The sequence below is a fragment of the Photobacterium kishitanii genome (assembly GCF_000613045.3).
Lineage (GTDB): Bacteria > Pseudomonadota > Gammaproteobacteria > Enterobacterales > Vibrionaceae > Photobacterium > Photobacterium kishitanii.
In genome coordinates this window covers 1,117,815-1,144,020 of sequence record NZ_LN794352.1, presented here as the reverse complement: position 1 = coordinate 1,144,020, position 26,206 = coordinate 1,117,815, and the positions used below count along the sequence as shown (strand labels likewise).

Annotated in this window: 21 protein-coding genes; 2 read left to right on the top strand and 19 right to left on the bottom strand. The window is 40.5% G+C overall.

Annotation, left to right across the window (positions count from 1 at the left end; all coding sequences use genetic code 11):
• Positions 1 to 95 precede the first annotated feature (95 nt).
• From PPBDW_RS05600 to yceD, 18 genes are all read right to left on the bottom strand, one after another.
• Positions 96 to 563, bottom strand: coding sequence for an RDD family protein (locus tag PPBDW_RS05600; protein ID WP_036793947.1), 468 nt, complete (start codon positions 561 to 563; stop codon positions 96 to 98).
• An 8-nt stretch (positions 564 to 571) separates the two neighbouring features.
• Positions 572 to 2,191, bottom strand: coding sequence for a PTS transporter subunit EIIC (locus tag PPBDW_RS05595; protein ID WP_036793945.1), 1,620 nt, complete (start codon positions 2,189 to 2,191; stop codon positions 572 to 574).
• A gap of 857 nt (positions 2,192 to 3,048) precedes the next feature.
• Positions 3,049 to 4,560, bottom strand: coding sequence for a PTS transporter subunit EIIC (locus PPBDW_RS05590; protein ID WP_036793943.1), 1,512 nt, complete (start codon positions 4,558 to 4,560; stop codon positions 3,049 to 3,051).
• Positions 4,561 to 5,261: 701 nt separating this feature from the next.
• On the bottom strand, positions 5,262 to 8,192 hold the full coding sequence (locus tag PPBDW_RS05585; protein ID WP_054261992.1) for a hybrid sensor histidine kinase/response regulator: 2,931 nt from the start codon (positions 8,190 to 8,192) through the stop codon (positions 5,262 to 5,264).
• A complete protein-coding gene (locus tag PPBDW_RS05580; protein ID WP_036793941.1) occupies positions 8,185 to 9,444 on the bottom strand; it encodes an acyl-homoserine-lactone synthase in 1,260 nt (419 codons plus the stop codon). The genes PPBDW_RS05585 and PPBDW_RS05580 overlap by 8 nt, the downstream gene beginning before the upstream one ends.
• A gap of 270 nt (positions 9,445 to 9,714) precedes the next feature.
• Positions 9,715 to 10,491, bottom strand: coding sequence for a TatD family hydrolase (locus PPBDW_RS05575; RefSeq protein WP_036793940.1), 777 nt, complete (start codon positions 10,489 to 10,491; stop codon positions 9,715 to 9,717).
• Positions 10,492 to 10,559: 68 nt separating this feature from the next.
• A complete protein-coding gene (gene holB / locus PPBDW_RS05570) occupies positions 10,560 to 11,522 on the bottom strand; it encodes a DNA polymerase III subunit delta' (RefSeq protein ID WP_036793939.1) in 963 nt (320 codons plus the stop codon).
• 2 nt (positions 11,523 to 11,524) lie between these two features.
• Positions 11,525 to 12,154: a dTMP kinase gene (gene tmk / locus PPBDW_RS05565; protein ID WP_036793938.1), complete on the bottom strand. Its 630-nt coding sequence runs from the start codon at positions 12,152 to 12,154 to the stop codon at positions 11,525 to 11,527.
• Complete coding sequence (mltG, locus tag PPBDW_RS05560) at positions 12,151 to 13,167, bottom strand: endolytic transglycosylase MltG (RefSeq protein WP_036796300.1); 1,017 nt, start codon at positions 13,165 to 13,167, stop codon at positions 12,151 to 12,153. Before mltG ends, tmk begins: the two co-directional genes overlap by 4 nt.
• On the bottom strand, positions 13,161 to 13,970 hold the full coding sequence (gene pabC / locus PPBDW_RS05555; protein WP_036793937.1) for an aminodeoxychorismate lyase: 810 nt from the start codon (positions 13,968 to 13,970) through the stop codon (positions 13,161 to 13,163). The genes mltG and pabC overlap by 7 nt, the downstream gene beginning before the upstream one ends.
• 105 nt (positions 13,971 to 14,075) lie before the next feature.
• A complete protein-coding gene (fabF, locus tag PPBDW_RS05550; RefSeq protein WP_036793936.1) occupies positions 14,076 to 15,314 on the bottom strand; it encodes a beta-ketoacyl-ACP synthase II in 1,239 nt (412 codons plus the stop codon).
• An 89-nt stretch (positions 15,315 to 15,403) separates the two neighbouring features.
• Positions 15,404 to 15,637: an acyl carrier protein gene (gene acpP / locus PPBDW_RS05545; RefSeq protein ID WP_004406112.1), complete on the bottom strand. Its 234-nt coding sequence runs from the start codon at positions 15,635 to 15,637 to the stop codon at positions 15,404 to 15,406.
• A 158-nt stretch (positions 15,638 to 15,795) separates the two neighbouring features.
• Positions 15,796 to 16,530 carry a 3-oxoacyl-ACP reductase FabG gene (gene fabG / locus PPBDW_RS05540; protein ID WP_036793933.1) on the bottom strand — a complete coding sequence of 245 codons (735 nt, stop codon included), beginning with the start codon at positions 16,528 to 16,530 and terminating at the stop codon, positions 15,796 to 15,798.
• A gap of 24 nt (positions 16,531 to 16,554) precedes the next feature.
• On the bottom strand, positions 16,555 to 17,484 hold the full coding sequence (fabD, locus tag PPBDW_RS05535) for an ACP S-malonyltransferase (protein ID WP_036793932.1): 930 nt from the start codon (positions 17,482 to 17,484) through the stop codon (positions 16,555 to 16,557).
• A 136-nt stretch (positions 17,485 to 17,620) separates the two neighbouring features.
• On the bottom strand, positions 17,621 to 18,577 hold the full coding sequence (locus PPBDW_RS05530; protein ID WP_036793931.1) for a beta-ketoacyl-ACP synthase III: 957 nt from the start codon (positions 18,575 to 18,577) through the stop codon (positions 17,621 to 17,623).
• A gap of 5 nt (positions 18,578 to 18,582) precedes the next feature.
• On the bottom strand, positions 18,583 to 19,608 hold the full coding sequence (gene plsX / locus PPBDW_RS05525) for a phosphate acyltransferase PlsX (protein ID WP_161793705.1): 1,026 nt from the start codon (positions 19,606 to 19,608) through the stop codon (positions 18,583 to 18,585).
• 9 nt (positions 19,609 to 19,617) lie between these two features.
• Positions 19,618 to 19,788: a 50S ribosomal protein L32 gene (gene rpmF / locus PPBDW_RS05520; RefSeq protein WP_006231206.1), complete on the bottom strand. Its 171-nt coding sequence runs from the start codon at positions 19,786 to 19,788 to the stop codon at positions 19,618 to 19,620.
• Between the two features lie 20 nt (positions 19,789 to 19,808).
• The gene (gene yceD, locus PPBDW_RS05515; RefSeq protein ID WP_036793929.1) at positions 19,809 to 20,327 is read right to left on the bottom strand and encodes a 23S rRNA accumulation protein YceD; all 519 of its coding nucleotides are present in this window, start codon (positions 20,325 to 20,327) and stop codon (positions 19,809 to 19,811) included.
• A 379-nt stretch (positions 20,328 to 20,706) separates the two neighbouring features.
• Here yceD and PPBDW_RS05510 point away from each other — a divergent pair, with 379 nt between their 5' ends.
• Positions 20,707 to 21,288 carry a Maf family protein gene (locus tag PPBDW_RS05510; protein ID WP_036793928.1) on the top strand — a complete coding sequence of 194 codons (582 nt, stop codon included), beginning with the start codon at positions 20,707 to 20,709 and terminating at the stop codon, positions 21,286 to 21,288.
• A gap of 81 nt (positions 21,289 to 21,369) precedes the next feature.
• On the opposite strand, the gene rluC is transcribed toward PPBDW_RS05510, so the two are convergent.
• Positions 21,370 to 22,314 (bottom strand): 23S rRNA pseudouridine(955/2504/2580) synthase RluC, encoded by a 945-nt coding sequence (gene rluC / locus PPBDW_RS05505; protein WP_036793927.1) that lies wholly within the window; start codon positions 22,312 to 22,314, stop codon positions 21,370 to 21,372.
• Between the two features lie 437 nt (positions 22,315 to 22,751).
• Here rluC and rne point away from each other — a divergent pair, with 437 nt between their 5' ends.
• Complete coding sequence (gene rne, locus PPBDW_RS05500; protein WP_036793925.1) at positions 22,752 to 26,039, top strand: ribonuclease E; 3,288 nt, start codon at positions 22,752 to 22,754, stop codon at positions 26,037 to 26,039.
• Positions 26,040 to 26,206: the final 167 nt, after the last annotated feature.

The window sequence follows — 26,206 nt, the reverse complement described above, 5'->3', positions numbered from 1 at the left end:
GCTGCTATTACCTTATTTACTTCTTTCCACCATAAAAAAACCGCAGCACTATGGCTGCGGTTTCTACGTTCAATCTAAACCCAGACGGGATTAAATCAACCCTCAATAACAGTCGTATGATTAGTACGATCATGCATTGGTGGATTTGAAAAAGCTAAATATTGAGCACCACTATAAAGTGGATATAACCCCAACGTTGCGACACAAAGGTAAATTTTATTAAACTCACGCTTTAAGTAACGTTGCTTCGTTAATGACTTATCATCTGTCGAAACCACCTGCACACTCAATAAATAACGTGATAATGACGTTCCTAATAAGCGATAACAGATCCATTGATAACCCATAAAGACACCAATAAATAACAACATTAAACCAATAAACAATAACAATAATGCGGGTAACGCTATGCTATCGTTTAACGAAAGCGTCATTCCAGTACCATCAGAAATATAAGCAATCACTCCAAGGTAGATGTCGCGACCAACCATCGCGAACATCTGAACAATTGCCATATCAATCATGAAGGTACCGATACGCCGGTATTTCAATTTAAAGCCCATTCGTGTTCTTACTTACCTAGTTTAGCGTTAATCTGCGCTTTAAAGCCTGCAGCTTGTGCACCGTAGATAGCTTGAATACCTGTATTACCAATCTTCACTAAACCTTTTGCACCTAAATGCTCTGTCCAGTATTTATTGTCTTTTACTAAATCGCCATTTTTAACAGTGATACGTAAACGAGTAATACATGCATCTACATCAACAATATTATCTTTGCCACCTAGAGCGTTAATCATCTCATCAGCTTGGGAGTCATTTGCACCGCCAGCAGCTTTTGATGCGTGGTAATCTTGCTTGCGAACAACAGCAACAGCACTACCCTTACGGCCTGGAGTTTTAATGTCATACTTCAGAATGAACCAACGGAACAATAAGAAGTATACTGGACCATAAATTAGGCCTAGTAGTGGAATATAGTACCAATGGTTTTCAGTACCCGTTAGACCTGGCAACATACCAAACAATGAGAAGTCAATGAAGCCACCACTGAATGTCATACCAACTTTTACGTTTAACAAGTCCATTAGCATAAATGATAGACCTGCTAGTGGCACGTGAATAAAGTAGTAAAGAGGTGCAGACAAGAATAAGAACGTAAATTCAATTGGTTCTGTAATACCAGTTAGGAACGCTGTTAGTGCAACAGAGAACAATAAACCACCAACTTCTTTCTTATTTTCTTTATCAGCAACAGTGTACATTGCGTAAGCTGCAGCAGGTAAACCAAACATCATGAATGTAAATTTACCGCTCATGAAGTTAGTTGAAGAGAATTGCGAGTAATCGCCGTTAGCTAGAGAGCCAAAGAAAATGTTCTGAGTACCCTTGTATACATGACCTGCGATTTCAGCTGTACCACCAATCTCTGTCTGCCATAGTGGAAGATAGAACACATGGTGTAGACCAACAGGGATCAATGCACGTTCAATAATACCAAAGATAAACGAAGCAATGTAACCGTGACCAGAAGCTGTCATTTCACCTAGCATTGCACCGATAGAACCAAATGCTGCACCAATGTAAGGCCATACAAATACTAGTACAATACCGTAGAATAATGCTGAGAATGCACTAATAATCGGTACGAAACGAGCGCCACCAAAGAAGCCTAAGAATTCAGGTAACTTAATATCATGGTATTTATTGTGAAGTATAACAGTGATACCACCAGCAATAAGACCACCAAACACACCCATACTCAGCGTATTATGAATGCCAAGTACATCCGCAAGTACGCCCGCATAATGATTGCCCATTAGTACAACAGTGTTGTTGGTAGTATCAACCATACCCGCAACAGTCAGTGTTTTGGCAATAGCAACGTTCATTACAAGGTATGCAATCGTAGCAGCAAGTGCAGCAGCACCCTTTTCTGCACGCGCAAAACCAATAGCAATAGCAAGTGCGAACATTAATGGTAAGTTTGCAAAGACGATACCGCCAGCTGCGGTCATAACCTGTAGGAAACTATTTAAAAGTGTTCCGTCTTGCAAAATACCAATTTGGTACGCATCAATCATACTTTGGTTAGTAAAACTACCACCAAGCCCTAGCATAATACCAGCAGCTGGTAGCAAGGCTATCGGTAGCATTACCGCCTGAGATAACTTACTAAAAAAGGCTTTCATTACCTTCTCTCCTTGAGATGGACTCTAAACTTGTCAATGAAATAAATATAAGACTTTAATTACGTCTTTTTTCTAAATCATTTTTAAAAACAAATAAGCATTTGGTGAACACTTTCGCAGTTAGAGACCAGCTCCAATTACCAATGGTAATTGCGTTAGTGAACATTGCTTGCTCCTGAGTATAAAAATTCAAAATAAGACTAAGTATTAGCGACATACCCCCGTAGTCATTTGCTAACACTTCTTTAATGTCTATTTCGAGCATTAGTATAAAATGCGGTGGATAATATAACTTGATGGCTGTCAAAGTTACAAATAAGTAATTAATTATAATTTCAAATTATAATACAGATCACAATGAAACAAATGTATTTAACCATAACAAAGAAAAGATAACGCAATGATAACAAAGGATAAAAACAACAAAATCGCACCATTTTAAACAATTTATTTAATCTCTAATAAGTAACCTTTGTAACCTATGTAACATGAAAAACAAGTGATATTTGTTAATCAGTTGTAATATTAATATAATATTTAACTTTGAATAGAATAAATCGGACAAACTACACGCTTAATTTATAAATTATAATAAACGATAAAACCCATCCTCTAATTAAAAAGTCCTAAACCATAATTAATATTTCTATTAAAATAATCCCTAAGTAATACTTTCGTTTGGCCATTTACTAAGATTGTTTATACTCAACTTTTGATAACCTATAAAAATAGCAGTCATCTCGAACAGAAAATAATCTCAAAAGATAATAACAAAAATTAAGCACTCGCTATTTTATAGATAAAAAAATCCCGCGATTTTCATCACGGGATTTTTGGATTAATGAATAAAAATAAACTTATTCTTTATGCTCTGCTTTTTCTTCTGCTGTTCGATAATCAAACAGAACAATCAGTACCATTGGCACTACAAAAGCAACCGCGATTGAAATTGCGTAAATCCACATTGGGTGGAACACAGGAATCGTTAATAGTGACGTAAATGCAAACGCTTGAGTTTTAACACTACCATACATTGAGCTAAGAACAGCTAGCGTTACACCACCGGCTAAACAACCTGCAAGTAAACGTGGGTAGACTTTCTTAAAGCGTAAGTGAATACCGTATAATGATGGCTCTGAGATACCACCAAATAAACCGGCAGCTAAAGCACCAGAAGCGGTCTGACGCATTGTTGCATCTTTTTCACGAAGAGAAATCAGCAACACACCTGCCGTTGCACCGAAACAAGCGAAGTTCCACACACCCATAGGGCCTTGAATGAAGTCGTAACCTAATGTTTGAATGTTCATTAACATTAGTGCGTTTAGCGGCCAGTGTAGACCCAATGGAACAAGGAATGGGTACAATAACGGGATTAGAATCGCGAACACAAACGGTGCATGCGTATTTAACCAAGCTAAACCAAGACCTAAATAAGTACCAATCCATACACCTAGTGGACCAATCAAGAACGCTGTTAGCGGAATCATGATGATCAAAGAAAGGAATGGTACAAATACCATGTGTAGGTTTTCAGGAATAATTTTCTTTAAGAAGCGATAAACAAGCGCTAATACAGCAACCATGATCAACGGTACGAATACGTTACCAGAGTAATCATTAAGCTGCATTGGTAAACCAAACACGTGAGCGACGTGAGAGACAGTACCTAGTGTTGCATCTTTAATTGATGATGTAGATGCTAGCGATGTTAGCTTTTGGAAATCAGGTGTCATTAATGCACCCATGATCGCCGCACCTAACCAAGGGTCAACCTTAAGTTTTTTCGATGCGTTGTAAGCAACCATGATTGGCAAGAAGTAGAATACAGAATGCCACATTGAATCGACAAAAACCCAACCTGCAGACTTATCACCACGGAAATCAACAATGTGTAGCGCATCTAATACCGCACATAATGCAATAATTAATGATGCACCAAGTAAAATACCTAAAATGGGACGGAACGAATCTGAAAGGTACTCAAAGAAACCATCAACCCAAGCTACTTTACCTCGAACACCACTTGAACGTAGCGAGGCTTTTACATCATCATTTGATGCCGCTGCTTTAGTTTCAGTTTTGGTGTTATCAGCACTACCACTTGCTTTGCTCTGTTCCAGTAATTGTTGCAGTGCACTATGCATCGTCGCAACACCGCCACCAACAACAATTTGGTAGCGCTCACCACTTTGAGGAACACAACCCATTACTTCAGGAATAGCATCTAATGCGGCTTTATCTACAATTGAATTATCGTTTAATTCAAAACGTAAACGCGTTGCACAGCACGTCAGAAACTTAATGTTACCAGCACCGCCAATCCCTTCAAGGATCTTTTCTGCTGAAGATTTATTGCCATTCGACATGATTTTTACCCTTTATATCCAAACAAATACCAGTGAATATAATCTCCCCTCACTGGTACATATATAATAAGTTATTAATTTAATTGGTATAATTTAGGATTTATATAACGTGTTTATCTACTTTAATAAATTTAACTTGAGCTAATTGTAATAATAAATTGATTAAAGCATTCCCAACAAGTATATCCCCGATAGTAATATTGCTCGCTTTTGACCGATTTTTCCAGAATATACTTAAATAACATGCAAAATATAGAACATTGATCACATAGATCGAACTACGAGCCGTAAATTACTGATAATAAAACCAAAAAAAAGTAATTCTAATAAAACTTTCATTACAGTAAAGAAACTTAAGTAACACAATGTAACTCAAATAATTTAATTAATAATACAAGTTGGGCTACAGCGTAATATTTAACGTAGTTAAAACAACAAATACTCTTTTCTTATTAGTTGGAATCGCGAATACAACTATCGACCACGTTCAAAAAACAATCAAACTGTTGAGTTTATATTTGTTTAACAAACCAAAATTAATTCACTAACAGTTATAAATAAAAGAGTCGGTCACTTACCTAATGATAGTTTTATAAATTAACGCTCAATTTTTTTCTCGTTCAATGTTGATGTTATTTTCAGGTTTATTAATTGTGGCTTGTTAAATGCAGCAATGCGGATTGAGGGGTATCAAAACCCTATTATATTGAGTGAACAATATGAATATCTTGTTTAGAAATAATTTTATCGGCCTCAGACTCTGGAATCCAATACTGAAGTTTTTGCATCAGTTGTTGGCGAGTAATGGGTTTCATCAAATGCGCATTCATGTATTGACTGATTTCTTTCGTTACTTCATTACAGCATTCACCTGACAGGGCAATAATCGGTATGTTACAGCCTCTTTGACGAAGAATTCGAGTCACTTCCAGTCCATCCATTTCTGGCATGTGAATATCCATCAAGATGAGATCCGGTCGTTCTTGTTCAGCGATACACAATGCAACACTTCCATTGTGAGCCTGTAGCACGGTGATCCCTTCTTGGGCCAGATAGCTCTGTACCAGCATACGGTTAATTTGCATATCGTCGACAACTAATACACGCTTTCCAATCAAGTGCCCAAGAGGTTTGAGCGATCCACTATCGATCAGTAATTTTAGTGATTGAGCAAATAACGGTAGGCTATCACTGATCCTAAACTCGCCCTGAAAGACGTTAGTATCAAAGCGGGTACTTCTTGTGTTTTCATTAGACAAGGCAATCAATGGGATTTTCTGTGCGTTAGCGCCAAAATCACCCGAACGGATCTTCTTCAATGCTTCAAACTGGGTTGGAGATAAAGAAAGATCATAAAAAGCAAAATCTACGTTGTTATTACCGATATATTTGGCAGCACTCTTCCCGTTGTCGACGGTAGATACAATAATATTAAAACCAGAAAGTAGAGATGAAATGAGTGTGGTATTCTCTTTGGGGCCAATCACAAGAACTTGTTTTCCGGTCAATGCTTCTTTTAGTTCATTGAACAAGTTATTTGGGATGTGTTCTTCATTGATGATAGGAAAAGTTAATGTGAAACGAGTATAACTGCCGTATTTTGATTGGCAGTGAATGTTGCCCCCAAACGCATTAATTACGCGACGGCAGTATGCCAGCCCGAGTCCACTACCATCACTTTTTCCTAATGTATAAAACTCATCAAAAATATGTGGGATGACATTGTCAGCAATGCCAGGCCCCGTATCGGTAACAATGATGCAGTTTTCTGATTCGCCTCGTTCAAGGTGGATAGAAAGTGTGCTCTGTGGATATTGTGAAAAATAATGCAGCGCATTTTTGACCAGATTGAACATCACAAAGCTGAATAGGGTCTCATTTCCCCAAAATTGAAAATCATTTTGGGTATTGGCTATTATTCTGGCTTGGTAAGTATTTCCAACGAAGCCATATTCACTCAGTGCTTGTTCTGTTAATCGACCAGCTGAGTGCGAACTGAATGTCTGCGAGTTAATGCTATTACCTTTGATCTCATCAATAATAATATCGATAAATCGGGTACCGAGCTGGACAGCTTTTTTACTTTCAGTTAGTTCTTTATACAAACCTTTCATTTGTTCGCTGAGAAAAGGATGCGCAGAGTTGTTATTGACATCAAACAAATCAGCATCGATACGCTCAAAGTGGTATTGGATTTTTGACAGTGGATTTCTGATCTCATGGGCGATAGAACCCGCTAATACTTGTGATTTCCTAACCTGTTCTTCTGAGCGGATGTATTGGTTGGCTTGTTCAAACAATACTTGTAGCGCATCAATTTCCTCACTGGAGAACAAACCGTCACGATCCTTTTTCGACACCATAAAAAGGTGAGATATATCGCCATTTTTGCTCACGATAGGTAAAACCAACGCAGAATTGTTAGCATCCATGTTTTTCTTGAGCCAGCTGATGTTACTGAGCTCTGTATGGGTTTCATACTGGATCTGAAATTCCAGCTCATCTTTTACCAGTACGGAGTGTTTACCTTCGAAATAGATCTTTAGCGCGGCAAGATCAGAATGGGTATTAATATTGAGGATCTGTCCACTGCGAGTATTGAGCAATTCATTCAGTTTACCAAGACCGTATTCTGTTGAGTACTGAAAATGACCAATAACACGTTGAATATTTTCCGATGGACTGCCATTTTTCCCATAGAGTAGTCGATTAGTCCCCCGCTTAATTTGAATCAGCGATGATTTCCAGCCAAGTCCGATCAGAGCGATCCAAAGTCCAATTAGCAGAGGGTTATCTTCATAGCCAATGGCTATTATCAATAAGTAGGGTGACAGATAAAGCGTCACATTAACCAGGTGACTGATAAATTGGGAAATGATATATCGCGGCGAGTAAAACCGATTGAACAACAAAGCATAACCAATTAACAGTGTCTCAAAAATTGCCAGTGCCGGTGGAACCCACGTCAGAGAAAAGTCATCCAGCATGAATGGGATGATCAAATGAACGATAAGCGTAGATAGCATAAAGATGATCACGCCCAATATCATATACTGAGATTTTTTCTGAATAAGCGGTGAGCCTGCTTTTTTGTATATTAAAAAATTGTGGAATGTAAGAAATACCGCCGACATCAAGCACAGAAAAAACCACGATGTTTGCGGGCCAAATATAATGACAAAGTCACCCGGTGCCACAATATCTACATGCTTAACGGTTAGACCTGGAGAGCTGTTTATAATCAAAGCATAGAGCGATATGATGCTAATGAACAGTTTCTGGTATAGCGATAAATTAGAATCTGGCTGTGTTGAAATTAAGCGGCATGAAAAACTGTATGCGCTAATAAATGCACAAAAAGAGACTAGATTGGCGAACAGCGCCATGGTAACTGCAGTTGATTCACTATAGTAAGTGAGCAGTGGCGACTGAAAATATGCGTTAGACAGTATCCATAAAAAGATTGATACCGAGTAGGCTAAGTAGGGGTAATACACATTTCGGTTTGCTCCCGGTCGAGATGTGAACAAAGTAAAGCTGAAATACCCTAACCAAGCTAAAATAATCCCAGCCGCGAAAAACAGTAATGCTCCCCGTGGTTCGGAAAACAAAAGGAGAGGTAAATCAGGCATTAGTTGTTTCTCTTACTGCTCTACGCATGCCGATAACTTTCTTTTTATAGTCTTTAAAACTATTCTGTTTGAAAAGTTCGCTGAGATGCTTAGTCAGCCAGAATCCCTTGTAAGTGACCAGTCCACTTGCGTTAACATCTTGATACGCAGTGTTGATGTAAGGGAGTTCAGTATGACTGTCACGATTTAGTGCTTGATAAAATAAGATCATTGAAGGTTGTTCAATGATCGTGAATACGATGGGCTTACCCTGCTCATGCAGTATTTTCATGAGCATTTTCTGGCTCTGATATAAGAAAAATTGACGTTTGGCCGAAGGTCCACTAACCGTCAATCGTAACACTTCACAAATGGCTTTATCATCAATTAATGTATCTGCTAATTGAGTTTCAAATTCCAAAATACTAAAAGGGTGGTAGGTAAAACTAAGCGCGTCAGAAAAAATTCCGGTCTGGCGTAGTGCATTTAGTTTCTTTTCATTTACATCAACCTGCCAGTGGCTATTTTGGAAGAACGGATTAAATGTTAGCCAATTATCTCTCAGTTCCCAACCTTGAATCAATGCTGTCGAAGTGATGGTTGCTAAACCGTCTTCATCACCTTGTAGCATAATGAAATGCTGACCTTTTTGCGATAGGTTTAAATAGTACAACATTTCATACCAATGCTGTTCTTTTATGAACGTTTCAATATTTGTTAAGACAATCGCATCAGATAGCAGCATAGGTTTATTATAATGATGAGTCATAAACAGACGTTCATCTTTTTCAATATGCATGACAATTTCTGAAATAAACTCATTTGGCGCACATGTATGTACTCTATTTAGAGCCGCCATATGGTTATTTTGATAATGTTGTACTCGTCCAAGAATTTTATACGACTCATATTCAGCCCAGCAGGATAAAATATTACCAAATAAAGAAATAGCGAGTTTCTCTATATCAAGATAAATTTCAGGTAGCCCATCTAAAAGGCTATGACCGCAGATTTGATTAGCTATATCACTGGTGAATGTTTGGTGTAAATTTCCGCGATAATTCTCGCAGGTTTGGATTTGCGCTATACGATGAGATATTATTTTCGAGAAAATATCGTATTCACCATGTTGATGAATATAAGTATGAATAAAATTTAATCCTCGCTGCTTTTGAGACAACGAAGGATAATCAGCTGATCTTTTCGGAAAAGAAGTAATTAAATCATCAAGACAATTCATAATTGATATATATAATGTAGTAAAAATATGCATCAATTCTATTAGTGTTTTCTCTTTTGACAATCTTATTTATTAACCATTAGTGGTATTTATTAAGCAGTTTAATTTTATGTGACTCAGATCACCAAATATGAACACTATTGCATCGCTATGTTTCTACATTTTTATCTTTATGAACTTGCATAACGTTGAATCTAATTAATTTCACACAATATCTGCTATATAAATTTATAGTTCTCCCTCTTGCCACCAACAAAAAAGAGAAGCCGAAGCTTCTCTTTAATGTCATATCAACAATAGCTGTTACTGTTTCGCTAATGAAAACAACGTAAAGAAGTTTTTAGTGGTTGCTTGCTCCACTTCCTCAACAGATATGCCTTTTAATAACGCAATATATTGAGCAACTTCACGAGTATAAGCTGGTTGATTTTGCTTACCACGGTAGGGAATTGGGGCTAAGAATGGTGAATCTGTTTCAACTAATAAGCGATCTAGCGGTAACTTACTTACTACATTCTTCAAATCACTCGCAGTATTGAACGTCACAATACCTGAAATTGAGATATAGAAGCCTAGCTCAATTGCCGCTAATGCCATATCTAAATCTTCAGTAAAGCAGTGTAATACACCGCCACACTTCTCAGCACCTTCTTCACGTAAAATACGCATTGTATCTTCACGCGCCATACGAGTGTGGATAATCAACGGCTTATTTAATTCCACCGCAACACGCGCTTGCTCACGAAACAATTTTTGCTGTAATTCAGCAGTCTCAGGCTGATAGTGGTAGTCAAGACCCGTTTCACCAATCGCGACCACTTTTTCATGGCGAGCATAGGCTTTAAATTGCTCAGAGTCATAACCTGACTCAACATCTAATGGATGAATACCACATGATGCAAATACGTTATCGTAAGGTGCAATCATTTCCATCATTTTAGGAAAGGCGGCTAATGTAACCCCTACTGACAGAAAATATTCAACGCCACGTTCCTTGGCCTTATTTAATACATCATCAATCCCTGTATGTAATTTGTCATAATCAAGTTTATCAAGATGACAATGTGAATCGACTAACACAGGCTTTCCTCTTGTTTATTCTAATTCTTCATTTCATAACTGCGATGGAACATCGTTATTGACTAAGATCACTTACCAATAAACCCAGTTAACCATTCAACAACTAACAACTCAATATTTAGCCCTGTATGTTTGGCTAATTGACGATGTAAGTTATTAATATTACGTATTTGTTCTAACAGCAGCGCTGTTGGTATTGTAGCTGCAATAGCTTCAACTGCTGGCAACGACTCTTGGTGAACAAGATACTGGGTTACCCCTTGCTGCCATTTTAAGCAATCAACTAAAAAGTAACTTAATAATTGCAACGTCACAATACCATCGGCGCTACACATCGCCGCCACATCATAAATACCGATATGGGGCGGTTGCACAAACGCTGTAAATGCAGTTACCAAATGGCCATAACGTATATCTAACCCACTTTCAATAAAAGCTAAGGTTGCTAAGGGTGCGCCATTATTAAGTCGTACACTTTCTAATAAAATAGACTGCTGCAGCTGACTTTCAACCCAATTTTTGACATTTGCTTCATCGGGTGGATTTAACCGCCATTTATTACAACGGCTCACCACCGTCGGTAATAACCGATCTAAGCTTTGTGCTGTCAGAATAAACTGACATCCAGCAGGCGGCTCTTCTAATGTTTTTAGTATCGCATTCGCACCAGCTTCACCCAATGCATCAGCGTGTTCAATTAAAATAACCCGTTGACCATTTAAGTGTGAGGTTTCTACTGCCCAACGATTACATTGTCGTACAGCATCAACACCAATTTGCTTACCATCTTGTTCGGGCTTAATGACATGAAAATCTGGATGGTTTTCTGCATCAAATAATTTACAGCTATGACAAACATCACAAGGTTCAACTTGTGAATTTTGGCAAAGTACGGTTTTAGATAATTGTCGAGCTAGTACACCACGTCCACTACCCTTTGCCGCTAATAACAAAATAGCATGGTGTAAACGTCGTTGCTCAAGCAACTGCTGCCAGTTGTGCCACAAAGTTTGTTGCCATGGATATATCATTATTATTGTTGCTCCAACCAAGACTGCAATGCTTGGGTTAAATCGGCGGTAACTTGTGTCAATGTTTGGCTAGCATCAATAATAATCACATTAGGTTGATTATTACATAATGCTAAAAATCGCTCACGGGCACGCTCAAAAAAAGCGATATCCATTTGCTCTATACGATCTAACTCACCACGGCCACGGGCACGCTGTAAGCCTAGTACCGGATCAATATCCATATAAATAGTCAGATCAGGACGAAAATCGCCAAGTACGGTATCACGTAAATTTTCCATTAATGCTTGATCAAAACCACGACCACCACCTTGGTAGGCTTGTGATGACATATCATGGCGATCGCCTACCACCCACCGTCCTTCGGCAAGGGCTGGCTTAATCACATTATCGACTAATTGGATTCTTGCCGCATAAAGCAATAGCAATTCAGCCATATCCGTTAAAGGCTCATCTGGATGTCCTTGCTTAACCAAAGCGCGCATTTGCTCTGCTAGCGGGGTACCGCCAGGTTCGCGTGTCGATTGTGGATTTTCAATACCATGCTGAGCTAGTGTCGCTATAACTTGTGCAATCGCTGTACTTTTACCAGCCCCTTCAAGGCCTTCGATGACAATAAATTTACCGATCATTTCTGTGTTCTTAATATTTTAAGGTAGGCACGAACCGCGCGGTTGTGCTCGACTAACGTAGTTGAAAATTTGTGGCCGCCTTTGCCATCTGCAACAAAATAATAATAATCACTGTCATCAGGATCAACAGCAGCCATAATAGATGCCTTACTTGGCATAGCTATCGGTGTTGGCGGTAAACCACGCATGGTATAAGTGTTGTAAGCCGTTGGCGTACGCAAATCTTTTTTAGTGATATTACCATCATACTTATCACCCATGCCGTAAATAACTGTAGGATCAGTCTGTAACGGCATATTAGCCCGTAAACGATTCATAAAGACTGATGCAACTAAACCACGTTCACTCGCAACTGCAGTTTCTTTTTCAATGATCGATGCCATGATCAGGACTTGATAAGGGGTCTTTAATGGCAAATCTTTTTCACGTTGCTGCCATGCGATATCTAATTCTTTCATCATCGCAGTATGAGCACGCTTTAAGATACTGATATCGCTCGTTCCAGCGGTAAAATGATAGGTATTAGGTAAGAAATAACCTTCAATCTTATCATTATCAATCCCAACCGCTGTACCAATTTGCTGCTGAGTCATATCATCAGTGGTATGAGTTAAATTCGGATTTGTTTGTAGTAACTGACGCCACTCACTAAAACGCTCACCGTCGACAAGCGTGATCGCATATTGGTATTCTTTACCTTCGGTGATCATTTCCAACACTGAATGCAATGTTTCTTGAGGTTTTATCGCATAAGTGCCCGCTTTAATATCTGTTAATGTCGGTTCTAAATACCCCACCCACCGTAGCCATGGTGATAAAGTAATAATTTTTTTATTACTTAACTGGGCTAATAATCCACGGAAAGATGTTCCTGACTTCACAGTAATAAACGTTTGTTGTTCAATAAGTACCGGTTTATCAAGCGTAGATTTAACTTGAAAAAAGCCCCACCCTGCAGCACTTGCTGTTAACAAGCCCAACATGAACATCACAATAATCAACTTCTTTAGCACGAATGTAACCTCTTCCATAGTGTTTTGAACATTGTACGTTCACAATATTGTGCGGTGTATATTTGATTTACAGGCACTAACGTCATCAGTGCATTAGTAATAAAAACTTCATCAGCAGCTAGTAACGAAACAAGCTCAAAATCTCCTACCTGATAATCATAATTAAGCTCATCAAGCAGATTAAGAACATGCTGCCGCATAACCCCCGCAACACCAGCACGCTGTAGAGCAGGAGTATATACAGTATTGCCGTGACGCCAAAACAGATTTGCAACCGTAGTTTCAATTACGCGCTCATCGCAATCTAATGCAATCGCATCCACCCAGCCTGCAGTTTCAATTTCTTGTTTCAACAATACTTGTTCAAGGCGATTTAAGTGCTTCATTCCTGCAAGCATCGGACTATTACCCATTCGCTGCTGGCACACCCCTAATATAATCCCTTGTTGTTGCCATTGCTGATAATGTAATGGCCACTCAAAATGGGTAATAATAACTTGAGTATCATTGCAGCCAATAGGATTATAACCTCGACCACCACTACCACGGCTGACTAATATTTTAATACCGCCTTTGTGCGGATATTTCAGTGCTAGTGCTGCGGCATCAGTATATACCTGCTGCCAATCTGGTGCAGCAATCGCCAACCGCTGTAAACTCAGTTCTAAACGGGCTAAATGTAATGGCCACAGTTGGATCTGTTGTTGCTCAACCAACATCGTAGTAAAACAACCATCACCGTATTGCGTTGCTCTATCTGTAATAGCAAGTCTCTGTTGCTCACAACCATTGACTGAAGCCATTATAATTCCCTTTTTCATAGCTAAAAAAATAGCCCGATATCGAAATATCAGGCTATCTAATTGTATCAGGTTATAGCACTTATTACTCAAGACACAAGAATCGAATTAAATCTTCTTAAACAATAGCGAGCCGTTAGTGCCGCCAAAACCGAATGAGTTACATAATGCATATTCTAGGTTAGCTTGACGCGCTTCACCTGGAACATAATCAAGATCACAACCTTCACCTGGATTATCCAAGTTAATTGTCGGCGGTACGACTTGATCAACCAAGCTTAGAATAGTAATGATTGATTCAACAGAACCTGCTGCACCTAACAAGTGACCAGTCATTGATTTAGTTGATGACACCATAACATTATCAACAGCCGCACCCATAGCGCGTTTAATACCTAATGTTTCAGCTTTATCACCAGCTGGGGTTGATGTGCCGTGAGCGTTAATATAGCCAATCAGATCAGCATTGATACCCGCATCGCGAATACATGCTTCCATTGCTAACGCACCACCAGAGCCATCAGCACTTGGTGAAGTCATGTGGTAAGCGTCACCACTCATACCAAAGCCAACAAGCTCAGCATAAATCTTAGCGCCACGTGCTTTTGCGTGTTCGTACTCTTCTAGCATGATTACGCCAGCGCCATCGCCTAATACGAAACCATCGCGATCTTTATCCCATGGACGAGAAGCGGCTTGAGGATCATCATTACGGGTTGATAATGCTTTCGCAGCAGCAAAGCCGCCCATGCCTAGCTCTGTTGATGCTTTTTCTGCACCACCAGCTAGCATTGCGTCAGCATCGCCGTACGCAATCATACGTGCAGCATGGCCAATGTTATGAAGGCCTGTCGTACACGCTGTTGAAATAGCGATATTTGGACCACGTAGACCATACATGATTGACATGTGGCCAGCGATCATATTAACAATTGTTGATGGTACAAAGAACGGACTGATTTTACGTGGTCCTTTGTCGATCAAAGTTTGATGGCCAACTTCAATTAAGCCTAAACCACCAATACCAGAACCAATAGCAACACCGATACGTGGTGCATTTTCTTCAGTAACTTCAAAACCAGAATCTTTGAATGCTTGTACGCCAGCTGCAACGCCGTATTGGATAAATAAATCCATTTTGCGTGCATCTTTCTTAGACATGGAATCTTCGCAATTGAAGTCTTTGATCATTCCGGCAAATTGAGTAGCAAATGCGCTTGCATCAAAATGTTGGATGGTACTGATACCACTAATGCCAGACTGTAAAGCTTTCCAAGAAGATTCAACAGAATTACCAACCGGGGTAAGCATACCCATGCCAGTTACAACTACACGACGCTTAGACACGATTAATTTCTCCGGGAATTGAGGATAAAACAGGAAGTGAAAAAAAACAGGCGGTCATAATGACCGCCTGGAGATATTAAATTTTTATATTACTGTGCGCTGTTTACGTAGTCGATTGCAGCTTGAACAGTAGTAATTTTTTCAGCTTCTTCGTCAGGGATTTCTGTATCGAATTCTTCTTCAAGAGCCATTACTAGTTCAACTGTATCTAGTGAATCAGCACCTAGATCGTCAACGAAAGATGCTTCGTTCTTAACTTCTGCTTCGTCTACGCCTAGTTGCTCAACGATGATTTTTTTTACGCGTTCTTCGATGTTGCTCATACTAATATATTTCCTTTAACAAGAATTCGCTAATGCGATTTGTTGTAGTTTATTCATTACAGCAAAAGTTGCAACACTCATAATGCTGGTCAAACCACGATTTAACCAGAAAAATTGTTCAATTTGACTTGAATCATGAAGTATTACAAAGAATTTGCTTAAATCATATACATGCCGCCGTTAACGTGCAATGTTTCGCCTGTTATATAAGCAGCTTCATCAGAGGCTAAAAAAGCAACAGCCGCTGCTATTTCACGCGGATCGCCTAAACGACCAGCAGGAACATTTGCTAGTGTTGCAGCGCGTTGATCATCATTTAACGCTTTTGTCATATCAGTTTCAATGAAACCTGGCGCAACAGCGTTGACTGTGATTCCACGAGAAGCAACTTCACGTGCCATCGATTTTGTAAAACCAAGCAAACCAGCTTTAGCCGCTGCATAATTTGTCTGACCTGCGTTACCCATAGTACCGACAACAGAACCGATGCTAATGATACGACCATGACGTTTTTTCATCATCGCGCGCAATACCGCTTTAGACAGACGGAAAACCGAAGTCAGGTTGGTATCCATGATATCTTGCCATTCGTCATCTTTCATACGCATAAGTAGATTATCACGAGTAATACCAGCGTTATTGACTAAGATGTCAATATCGCCATATTGTTCTTTAATTTGCTTTAGTGTGGTTTCAATTGACTCTGGCGAGGTCACGTTTAACGCAAAACCTTTACCATGATCGCCAAGATACGCACTAATCGCATCAGCACCACTCTCTGATGTTGCTGTACCAATAACGGTTGCGCCACGCTCAACCAAAATCTCAGCAATTGCACGACCAATACCGCGACTCGCACCTGTAACTAGTGCAATTTTACCTTCCAGACTCATTGTAAATCCTCTTTGTAAGCTTCATTATTTCGCTAGTGCTGCGGTTAATGATGCAACATCATTCACTGCTACGCTGCTAAGTTCACGATCAATACGCTTTGTAAGACCCGTTAATACTTTACCAGGACCCATTTCTAGCAACTCTTCAACGCCTTCAGCTGCCATACGCTCTACAGACTCAGTCCAACGAACTGGATTGTATAGCTGCTTAACAAGAGCAAGTTTAATTGCCACAGGATCGATTTCAGTCGCCACATCAGCGTTATTGATCACTGGGATAGCAGGAGCGTTAAATGCTAAACCTTCTAATGCAATTGCTAATTTATCAGCTGCAGGCTTCATTAACGCACAATGTGAAGGAACAGACACTGGTAATGGTAATGCACGCTTAGCGCCTGCTTCTTTACACAATACATTTGCACGCTCTACCGCTTCTTTATTACCCGCAATAACCACTTGGCCTGGCGAGTTAAAGTTAACTGGAGAACATACTTGATCTTCCGCTGCTTGTGCACATGCAGTCGCAATTGCATCATTATCTAAGCCGATAATTGCAGACATTGCGCCAACACCAGCAGGCACGGCTTCTTGCATTAACTTGCCACGTAGTTCAACTAACTTAACCGCTGCTTGAAAATCAATCACACCTGCACAAACAAGCGCAGAGTATTCACCTAGGCTATGTCCCGCTAAAACAGCTGGCTGTTCACTGCCCTGTTGTTGCCATACACGCCAAATCGCCACAGATGCTGTTAATAGTGCAGGTTGTGTACGTTGGGTTTGGTTTAGATCTTCAACAGGACCATTTTGTACTAGAGCCCATAGGTCATAACCTAGAGCATCAGAGGCTTCAGCAAACGTCTGCTTAACCACATCAAATTGCTCAGCTAAATCAGCAAGCATGCCAACAGTTTGAGAACCCTGTCCAGGGAAAACAATCGCGAACTTAGACATTTGAGAATCCTTATTCTTTATATACTGATAGTTCAGTAAATTAATAGGCTAACAAGACAGCGTTAACTATATTCAACCTTCTGTCTTATCGCAAAATTCTTTTAGCAAGTAAAACTAAACCATAATTTGATTTAGCTTAAAATTTCACGAGTGCAGAGCCCCAAGTGAAACCGCCACCAAACGCTTCTAATAATAGCGTTTGACCGCGTTGAATACGGCCATCACGTACCGCTTCATCTAATGCTGTTGGTACTGTTGCCGCAGAGGTATTACCATGGCGATCAAGTGTTACAACCACTTGATCCATCGACATTGATAATTTTTTCGCTGTCGCTGAAATAATCCGCATATTCGCTTGATGTGGCACCAGCCAATCAAGTTCAGACTTATCCATATTATTAGTCGCTAGCGTGTTTTTAACCAAGTTAGACAGTTGAGTCACTGCAACTTTAAACACCTCATTACCAGCCATGTAAAGCCATGTATTAGCATCAAAATCTTTACCGCGCTCTGGCACAGCAAGGCTTAATAAACCACCAAAATGGCCGTCAGCATACAAATGCGTTGAAATGATCCCTTGCTCTTCACTTGCGCCAAGAACCACCGCACCGGCTGCATCACCAAATAAGATAATGGTTGAGCGATCTTGTGGATCACAACAGTGAGAAAGCGCATCAGAGCCAATCACTAGTACATTTTTCGCCATACCAGTTTTGATATGTTGATCAGCGACACTTAAGGCATAAACAAAGCCAGTACATGCAGCAGATAAATCAAAAGCGGGACAGCCTTTAATGTCTAACATACCTTGTACTTGGCAAGCAGCTGATGGAAATGAATGGCTTGTACTAGATGTCGCAACAATAATAAGATCGATATCTTCTTTATTGATACCCGCCATTTCGATAGCGTTTAAAGATGCATGATAACCCATTACTGCTACAGTTTCGTCAGCGGATGAAATACGACGCTCACGAATACCAGTACGAGCAACGATCCATTCATCGCTAGTCTCTATCATTTTTTCTAAATCCGCATTGGTGCGAACTTGAGTTGGCAAATAGCTGCCAGTTCCTAAAATTTTGCTATACATGAAGACTAATAATGCCTCTCTAGTAAGACCTCTTCCAGACGGTCACTGATTTTCATCGGTATTTGGCGTTTAATCTCATAAACCGCTTGGCTTATGGCATTCTCCAAAGCTGTGGTGTCTGCACTGCCATGGCTTTTCACTACAATACCACGTAATCCTAACAGACTTGCGCCATTATACTGGTCGGGGTTCAATTGCTGTAAGCTATTAAATAGCTCACGAAACAACCATTTAGCAATCAACCGCTTAAATGGGTTACGACCAATATTACGCTTAATACAGTCAATGAATAGGTTAGCCACCCCTTCACTGGTTTTTAAACTCACATTCCCGACGAAACCATCACATACAATCACATCCGCTTTATCTGAATACAATTGATGGCCTTCAATATAGCCAATGTAATTAATATCGGGAGATTGACTCAACATTTCAGCACAACGTTTAACCAGATCATTACCTTTAATGGATTCTTCACCAATATTAAGTAATGCTACTCGTGGTGCAGAGCCTAATGTTTGTTCGGCAACAACTGAGCCCATGACAGCAAATTGAAATAGAGTATCGGCATCACACGAAACATTGGCACCTAAATCTAATAACCAAGTATGGTTGGCATTACGATTAGGTATTTCTGAAATTAATGCAGGACGTTCAACACCAGGAAGTTGTTTAAGCACATAACGAGATAAAGCCATTAGCGCTCCCGTATTACCGGCGCTAACACAGGCATCGGCATCACCGATGGCAACAGCATCTAATGCCATGCGCATTGAAGAACCTTTGCTATGACGTAATGCTTGTGATGGACGTGTTTCATTGGCTATAACATTATCGCAATGAACGATAGACAGCCGAGGATGGTTGAGCTTATTGAGAAGAGTTAGCTGGGTAGTGATAGCACTAATATCACCAAAAAGAATGAGTTTGAGCTCAGGCGAATGCAACAGTGCCTGCACGGCGGCAGGCACTGTTACTTGAGGACCGAAATCCCCGCCCATTGCATCAAGTGCAACGGTAAGACCCATCAAGGTTCAACCTTACTTGTTGATAACCTTACGGCCACGGTAGAAACCGTCAGCTGTCACGTGGTGACGTAGGTGAGTTTCACCTGATGCTGAATCTACAGATACTGCTGCTGTAGTTAGCGCATCATGTGAACGACGCATACCACGTGCTGCACGTGATTTTTTGCTCTTTTGTACGGCCATTAACCCTACTCCTGTTAAATTTAACTTTTAAGATTTTTCAATACTGCAAACGGATTCGGACGCTCATCAGCAACGGGGATATCACCAAAAGACAAGTTATGTGTGCCGATCTTGCAATCGTCATCATCATGTCTTGCTACTTGCGGTAACTCTAACATCAATTCATCTTCGATGATTTCAATTAGATTAATATCACCATTTTCGTCGACAATTGTCGGCTCATAGGCTTCCGGTAACTTGTCAATAGCCTCTTCATCACGAACCGGACTATAACAGAATTCAACACTAATTGTGTGTGGAAATTCTTCCTGGCATCTCTGACAGGTCAACATCACATCTACACTTGCGTTTCCGCGCATGAAAGGAATACGACGTTGGTCAAGGTCAAAAGACAAGTTGACGTTTGCATCACTTATTACGCTCTGGGTTGAACCAGCGAGACGAGACAGAAGATCCGCTTTGATGATGCCATCATAGTCGAGTCTTTTCTGTGCAGTGCGTACTGGATCTACCTTTAGCGGCAATTTTACCTTTTGCATAGGGCGCGAATATTAGCCTTATAGTCTGGTTGAGTCAAAGGAAATGTGCCTGAATTAACGGCTTTTGAGTAATTCTCATGCTGCCATGAAAATTCATTCCCCCTCCTCATTAAAAAGTTTTTATTTCTCCGTCACTCAATCACTTGATGATTGCTGATAAAATGACAAGAGATCACTTAATCATCGTTTAAATGATAGCCAATAATGGTTCCATTTAAATTAAAATCAATGATTGCCGCTTATAATACCATTGTGCTGTAACGATGACATCGTCTGTCTGCATTGAAACTCAAACAATCACAAAACTATGCTCACTAGCATTGAACCTCAGTGATGGTTACACTCATACTACTTCTTCATTTAGATAAATAAATAGCCTATGAACCAGTCACTTATTCTTGCATCTACCTCTCCATTCCGTAAAAGCCTACTGGAAAAATTACAGCTGCCTTTTACAGCGGCCAATCCAAATGTGGATGAGGCGATACTCATTAATGAATCAGCGCCAGCGTTGGTGATGCGATTAGCACAAGCGAAAGCACTTGCCTGTGCCGAAGATTATCCTCACCATCTGATTATAGGTTCAGACCAAGTGTGTGTCATTGACGATAAGATTTTAGGCAAACCCCATACCGAAGCGAACGCTTGCGCCCAGCTTCGAGCGGCAAGTGGCAAGGTGGTTACTTTTTACACGGGCTTGTGCTTATATAATGCGCGCACCGAAACGACTCAAGTTATTTGCGAGCCGTTTCATGTCCATTTTAGAACGCTAACCGAAAATGAGATTGTACATTATGTTACTAAAGAGCAGCCGCTTTACTGTGCCGGCAGTTTTAAAAGTGAAGGCTTAGGGATTGCGTTATTTGATAAGTTAGAGGGACGAGATCCAAATACATTAGTCGGATTACCCCTTATCGCATTACGTGAAATGCTCGCTAATGAACAGGTCTCCGTTCTGTAAACCAGAATCAGCATGATAAAAAATAAACGACTTCTTATAAAAAAGGCGAGCTCAATGCTCGCCTTAATATTTACACTACGATTAAAATGTTCGAAGTTTTGCTAAGCAACGCTCTAGCACTGGTTCCATCGGCGCACTAATATCCATTAACTCATCAGTATTTGGATGGGTAAATTTAATATTCGCAGCATGTAAGAACAAGCGACTTAAACCCGTTTTTTTAGTGTAAGCATCAAAACGTGGATCGCCATAACGATCATCCCAAGCAATAGGATGGCCTTCATATTGACAATGCACACGAATTTGGTGAGTACGGCCTGTTACTGGGCTTGCTTGTACTAGTGTCGCCTGCGCAAAGCGCTCCAGAACTTTAAAACGCGTATCTGATGCTTTACCTTGCGGGTTAACCCGTACAATGCTATTTATTTCATTTTTCAATAACGGTGCAGTCACTCTCTTACAACTTGCCTTCCATTCCCCCATCACTAAGGCAAAATAATATTTCTGAACCGTTTTTTCTCTAAATTGCTCTTGTAGTTTACGTAACGCTGAGCGTTTCTTAGCAACTAACAAAATACCAGATGTATCTCGGTCAATACGGTGGACTAATTCAAGATATCTAGCATCAGGTCGTAATGCACGTAGCGCTTCAATCGCACCAAACTTCAACCCACTACCGCCATGGACAGCTGTACCTGATGGCTTATTTAAAATCAAAACATGATCATCTTCATAGATTATGCATGATTCAAGTTCAGCCACTTTATTAAGCTTGGTGCTAATCGGCGCTTGTTCATCCTTTTCAGGAACAAACACCGGCGGGACACGTACAAGATCACCATCCTGCAATTTATATTCAGGTTTAATACGTTTTTTGTTTACTCGCACCTCGCCTTTACGCAAAATACGGTAAATCATACTTTTTGGTACATTTTTAAGCCTAGCACGGAGAAAATTATCGATCCGTTGGCCAGCAAAATCATCGGTAATATCGATGAATTGCACTTTAGGTTTATCTTCTGTCATAAGTTTGATTGTACCATGCAAATAAAGCAGATTGCCGCAAAAAAGTGAGCCTGCTATGATTGCATTCTAGAATAAGTTTTTTTGCTTATTTTACTGACAAGGTGAGCAAGCTCTCACCGTTTCGGCTATTTTATATACAACTCAGGTGATAAACGCAGCACGTGGCGTAAGACGTTATGGTCATCGGAGTTTTTTTTAGCGCGTCAGATTACAGATTTTTTTGATGTAACAGATACAACCACACCTCGATGTGGTGATACCAGCTGTGTGTTTCAGATCTAACCATCTCTACACAGTTGGCTAATACGTGTGGCCATAGAGCACTCCTGCATTCCAACCGTGAGGTTGCACCCGTACATCAGACTTGGAGTCAGGCACCATCAAAAAATTGATGTAATTAGCTGTGCTAATACAACAACAATAATGAGTACAATATAATGAAGAGAATGTTGATTAACGCGACTCAGAAGGAAGAGTTGCGCGTCGCATTAGTTGATGGCCAAAAGCTATTTGATCTTGATATCGAAAGCCCTGGTCACGAATCTAAAAAAGCAAATATCTACAAAGGCCGCATCACTCGTATCGAACCAAGCCTGGAAGCTGCGTTCGTTGATTACGGTGCTGAACGCCATGGCTTCCTCCCTTTAAAAGAAGTTGCCAAAGATTACTTCCCGTCAAATTATTCTTATCAAGGTCGTCCTAACATTAAGGAAGTCTTGAAAGAAGGCCAAGAAGTTATCGTCCAGGTTGATAAAGAAGAGCGTGGCAACAAAGGTGCTGCACTTACAACCTTTATCTCATTGGCTGGTAGTTACTTAGTGTTAATGCCTAATAACCCTCGTGCTGGCGGTATTTCTCGTCGTATCGAAGGTGAAGAGCGTACACAACTTAAAGCTGCATTAAGCACATTAGAACTACCTCACGGTATGGGACTAATTGTACGTACTGCTGGTGTGGGTAAATCAGGTGAAGAACTCGAGTGGGATTTAAACGTTCTTCTTAATCACTGGAGTGCAGTGAAAGAAGCCGCTGAATCTCAAGCAGCTCCATTCTTGATCCACCAAGAAAGTAATGTTATTGCACGTGCTATTCGCGATTATCTTCGTCGTGACATCGGTGAAATTCTTATCGATAGTCCACAAGTATTTGACCGCGCACGTGATCATATCAAATTAATTCGCCCTGATTTCCTATCGCGTATTAAGCGTTATGAAGGTGAAGTACCACTATTTAGTCACTACCAAATTGAAAGCCAAATTGACTCTGCGTTCCAGCGTGAAGTTCGTTTACCTTCAGGTGGCTCGGTAGTTATCGATCCAACAGAAGCATTAACCTCGATTGATATCAACTCAGCGCGTGCAACGAAAGGCGGCGATATTGAAGAAACGGCACTGCAAACTAACCTAGAAGCAGCAGATGAAATTGCACGTCAATTACGTCTTCGAGATCTTGGTGGTCTTGTGGTTATTGATTTCATTGATATGACACCTGTTCGTCACCAGCGTGAAGTAGAAAACCGTTTACGTGAAGCTGTTCGTGTTGACCGCGCTCGTGTACAAATTGGTCGTATATCTCGCTTCGGTTTGCTTGAAATGTCGCGTCAACGTTTAAGCCCTTCTTTAGCAGAAGCAAGCCATCACGTTTGTCCACGTTGTACAGGTACAGGCGTTATCCGTGATAATGAATCACTGTCACTGTCAATCCTACGTTTAATCGAAGAAGAAGCACTAAAAGATAACAGCTCACAAGTTGTTGCAATTGTACCTGTTCCTGTTGCCTCTTACTTACTAAACGAAAAACGACCAGCAGTACAGCATATTGAAAAATACCACGATGTGCGTGTTGTTATTGTGCCAAACGCTGATATGGAAACGCCACACTTTGAAGTGTTACGTATCCGTGAAGGTGAAGAACAAGATACACTTTCATACCATCTTCCAAGCACTATTGATGCATTGAGAGAAGCAGAAGCAACTGAAACGCCACAACAAGAGCGTACCGCTAAAAAACGTGAAGAACCTGTTCTACACGGTTTTGCAGCACCAAAACAACCCGCTCCTGTAGCTAAAGCGCCAGAAGTTCAACCTGTAGCGAAACCACAAACAATTATTGCTCAAGCACCAAGTATCTTTAGTCGTATTTTTGCTGCAATATCATCTTTCTTCAATAACACTACCGAGCAACCGGCTGCAGTTAAGCAAGAAGTTGAAACACCAGTAAAAGAGCAAACAAATAACAATAATCGTCGTAACAACAATAACCGTCGTCCTGATAATCGTCGCAATGACCGTCAAGGTAATCGTGATAACACTCGTCGTAATACCCAAGAGAGTGATCAAGACAGCAACGCTGAACAACAAGATCGCAACAACGAGCAGCGTCAACCTCGTCGTCGTAATGAACGTACGGATAAGAACCGTCAATCTCAAGATCGTCCAGCGAAACAACCGCGCCAACCTCGTTCTGAAGAAGCGAAAGAGCAGCAACGCCAATCTCGTAAAGAAGAGATTCAAGCGCAAAAGCAACAACGCCAACAAGCAGACGAAGTGAAAGCAAAAACAAATGATACCGTTGCTGTTGAAGCACCAGTAGAAGACAAAAACGTTAAGGTGAAACAACGTCGTCAACGTCGTCAGTTACAGAAAAAAATCCGTTTCACTGATAACGTAGAAGCTGCTGTTGAAAGCCAACCGATTGTTGAAGCTGTTGCTGATGTTATCGAAAAAAACCCATCACCATTAATGGAAATAGGTACAACGATAGCGAAAGAAGCACAAACAACTCAAGCTCAGCCTGCTACTGATGAGCAAGCTGAAAACAATGAGCAGGATAACAATCAACGTCGTAACCGTCGTTCACCACGTCACCTACGCGCTAGCGGTCAACGCCGTCGTCGCATTCGTGACACTCGAGTTGAAAAACAAGAGTATGAACAGCATGAAGATCCAAGCTGTTACAACGTGGCAGATGCGGTTGAGCAAGCAGCAGTTGATGATGCTACAGATACAATTAGCGATATGGTTAATGTTGTTTCTATTGTCGAGAAACCAAAAGCACTACGTCCAGCATCAGGTGTAGCAGCACCAGAAATGGCGATGGGTAAAGTATGGTCTCGTATCAAGCCAACAATTGAAGTACCAGTAGTCGCAGCGGTAACTGAGTCAGCATCTGAAAATAACGATGATATTGTCATTGTTAATCACTCAGCAATCGCTCAAGCATTACCAAAGGTAGCGTCACAACCCGCTTTAGGTGGTGTTGCGATGCCTGAACTTGCAATGGGTAAAGCTTTCCCATTACGTAATGCAATGCCAGTTGTTGAAGCACCTGTTATTGAAACGCCAGTTGTTGAAGCACCGATTGTTGAAACGCCAGTTGTTAAAGCACCTGTTGTTGAAACGCCAGTTGTTGAAGCACCTGTTGTTGAAACGCCAGTTGTTGAAGCACCTGTTGTTGAAACGCCAGTTGTTGAAGCACCTGTTGTTAAAACAGCATCAGCACCAATGACAAAGATTGTCACTGAAGCTATGCCGGTAACAGCAACGTCTCCACGTGGTTTCCATGCGGTTGCGGCAATGACTAAAGCACCAGCGCCTGTTGAAACAGTAGCAAAAACTCATGTTGAAGCTGCACCATTACGTGAACGTGCAACGGCACGTGCCGCGGGTAGCCAAACAGCAACCAATAGTGCAGTAGCACCAATGACTAAGCCATCTTTTGACTAAGTTGTTATAAACTGCCAATAAAAAGCCATGCTTCTGCATGGCTTTTTTATTACTCTTTTTTGAGTCAAAAACAACCACAAAATTTAACAATCTTATTGCCTAACTTAATTAATATACCCAAAAAGCACATATTTACACCATTTAGCGGGTTAAGTTGATGCACTGTA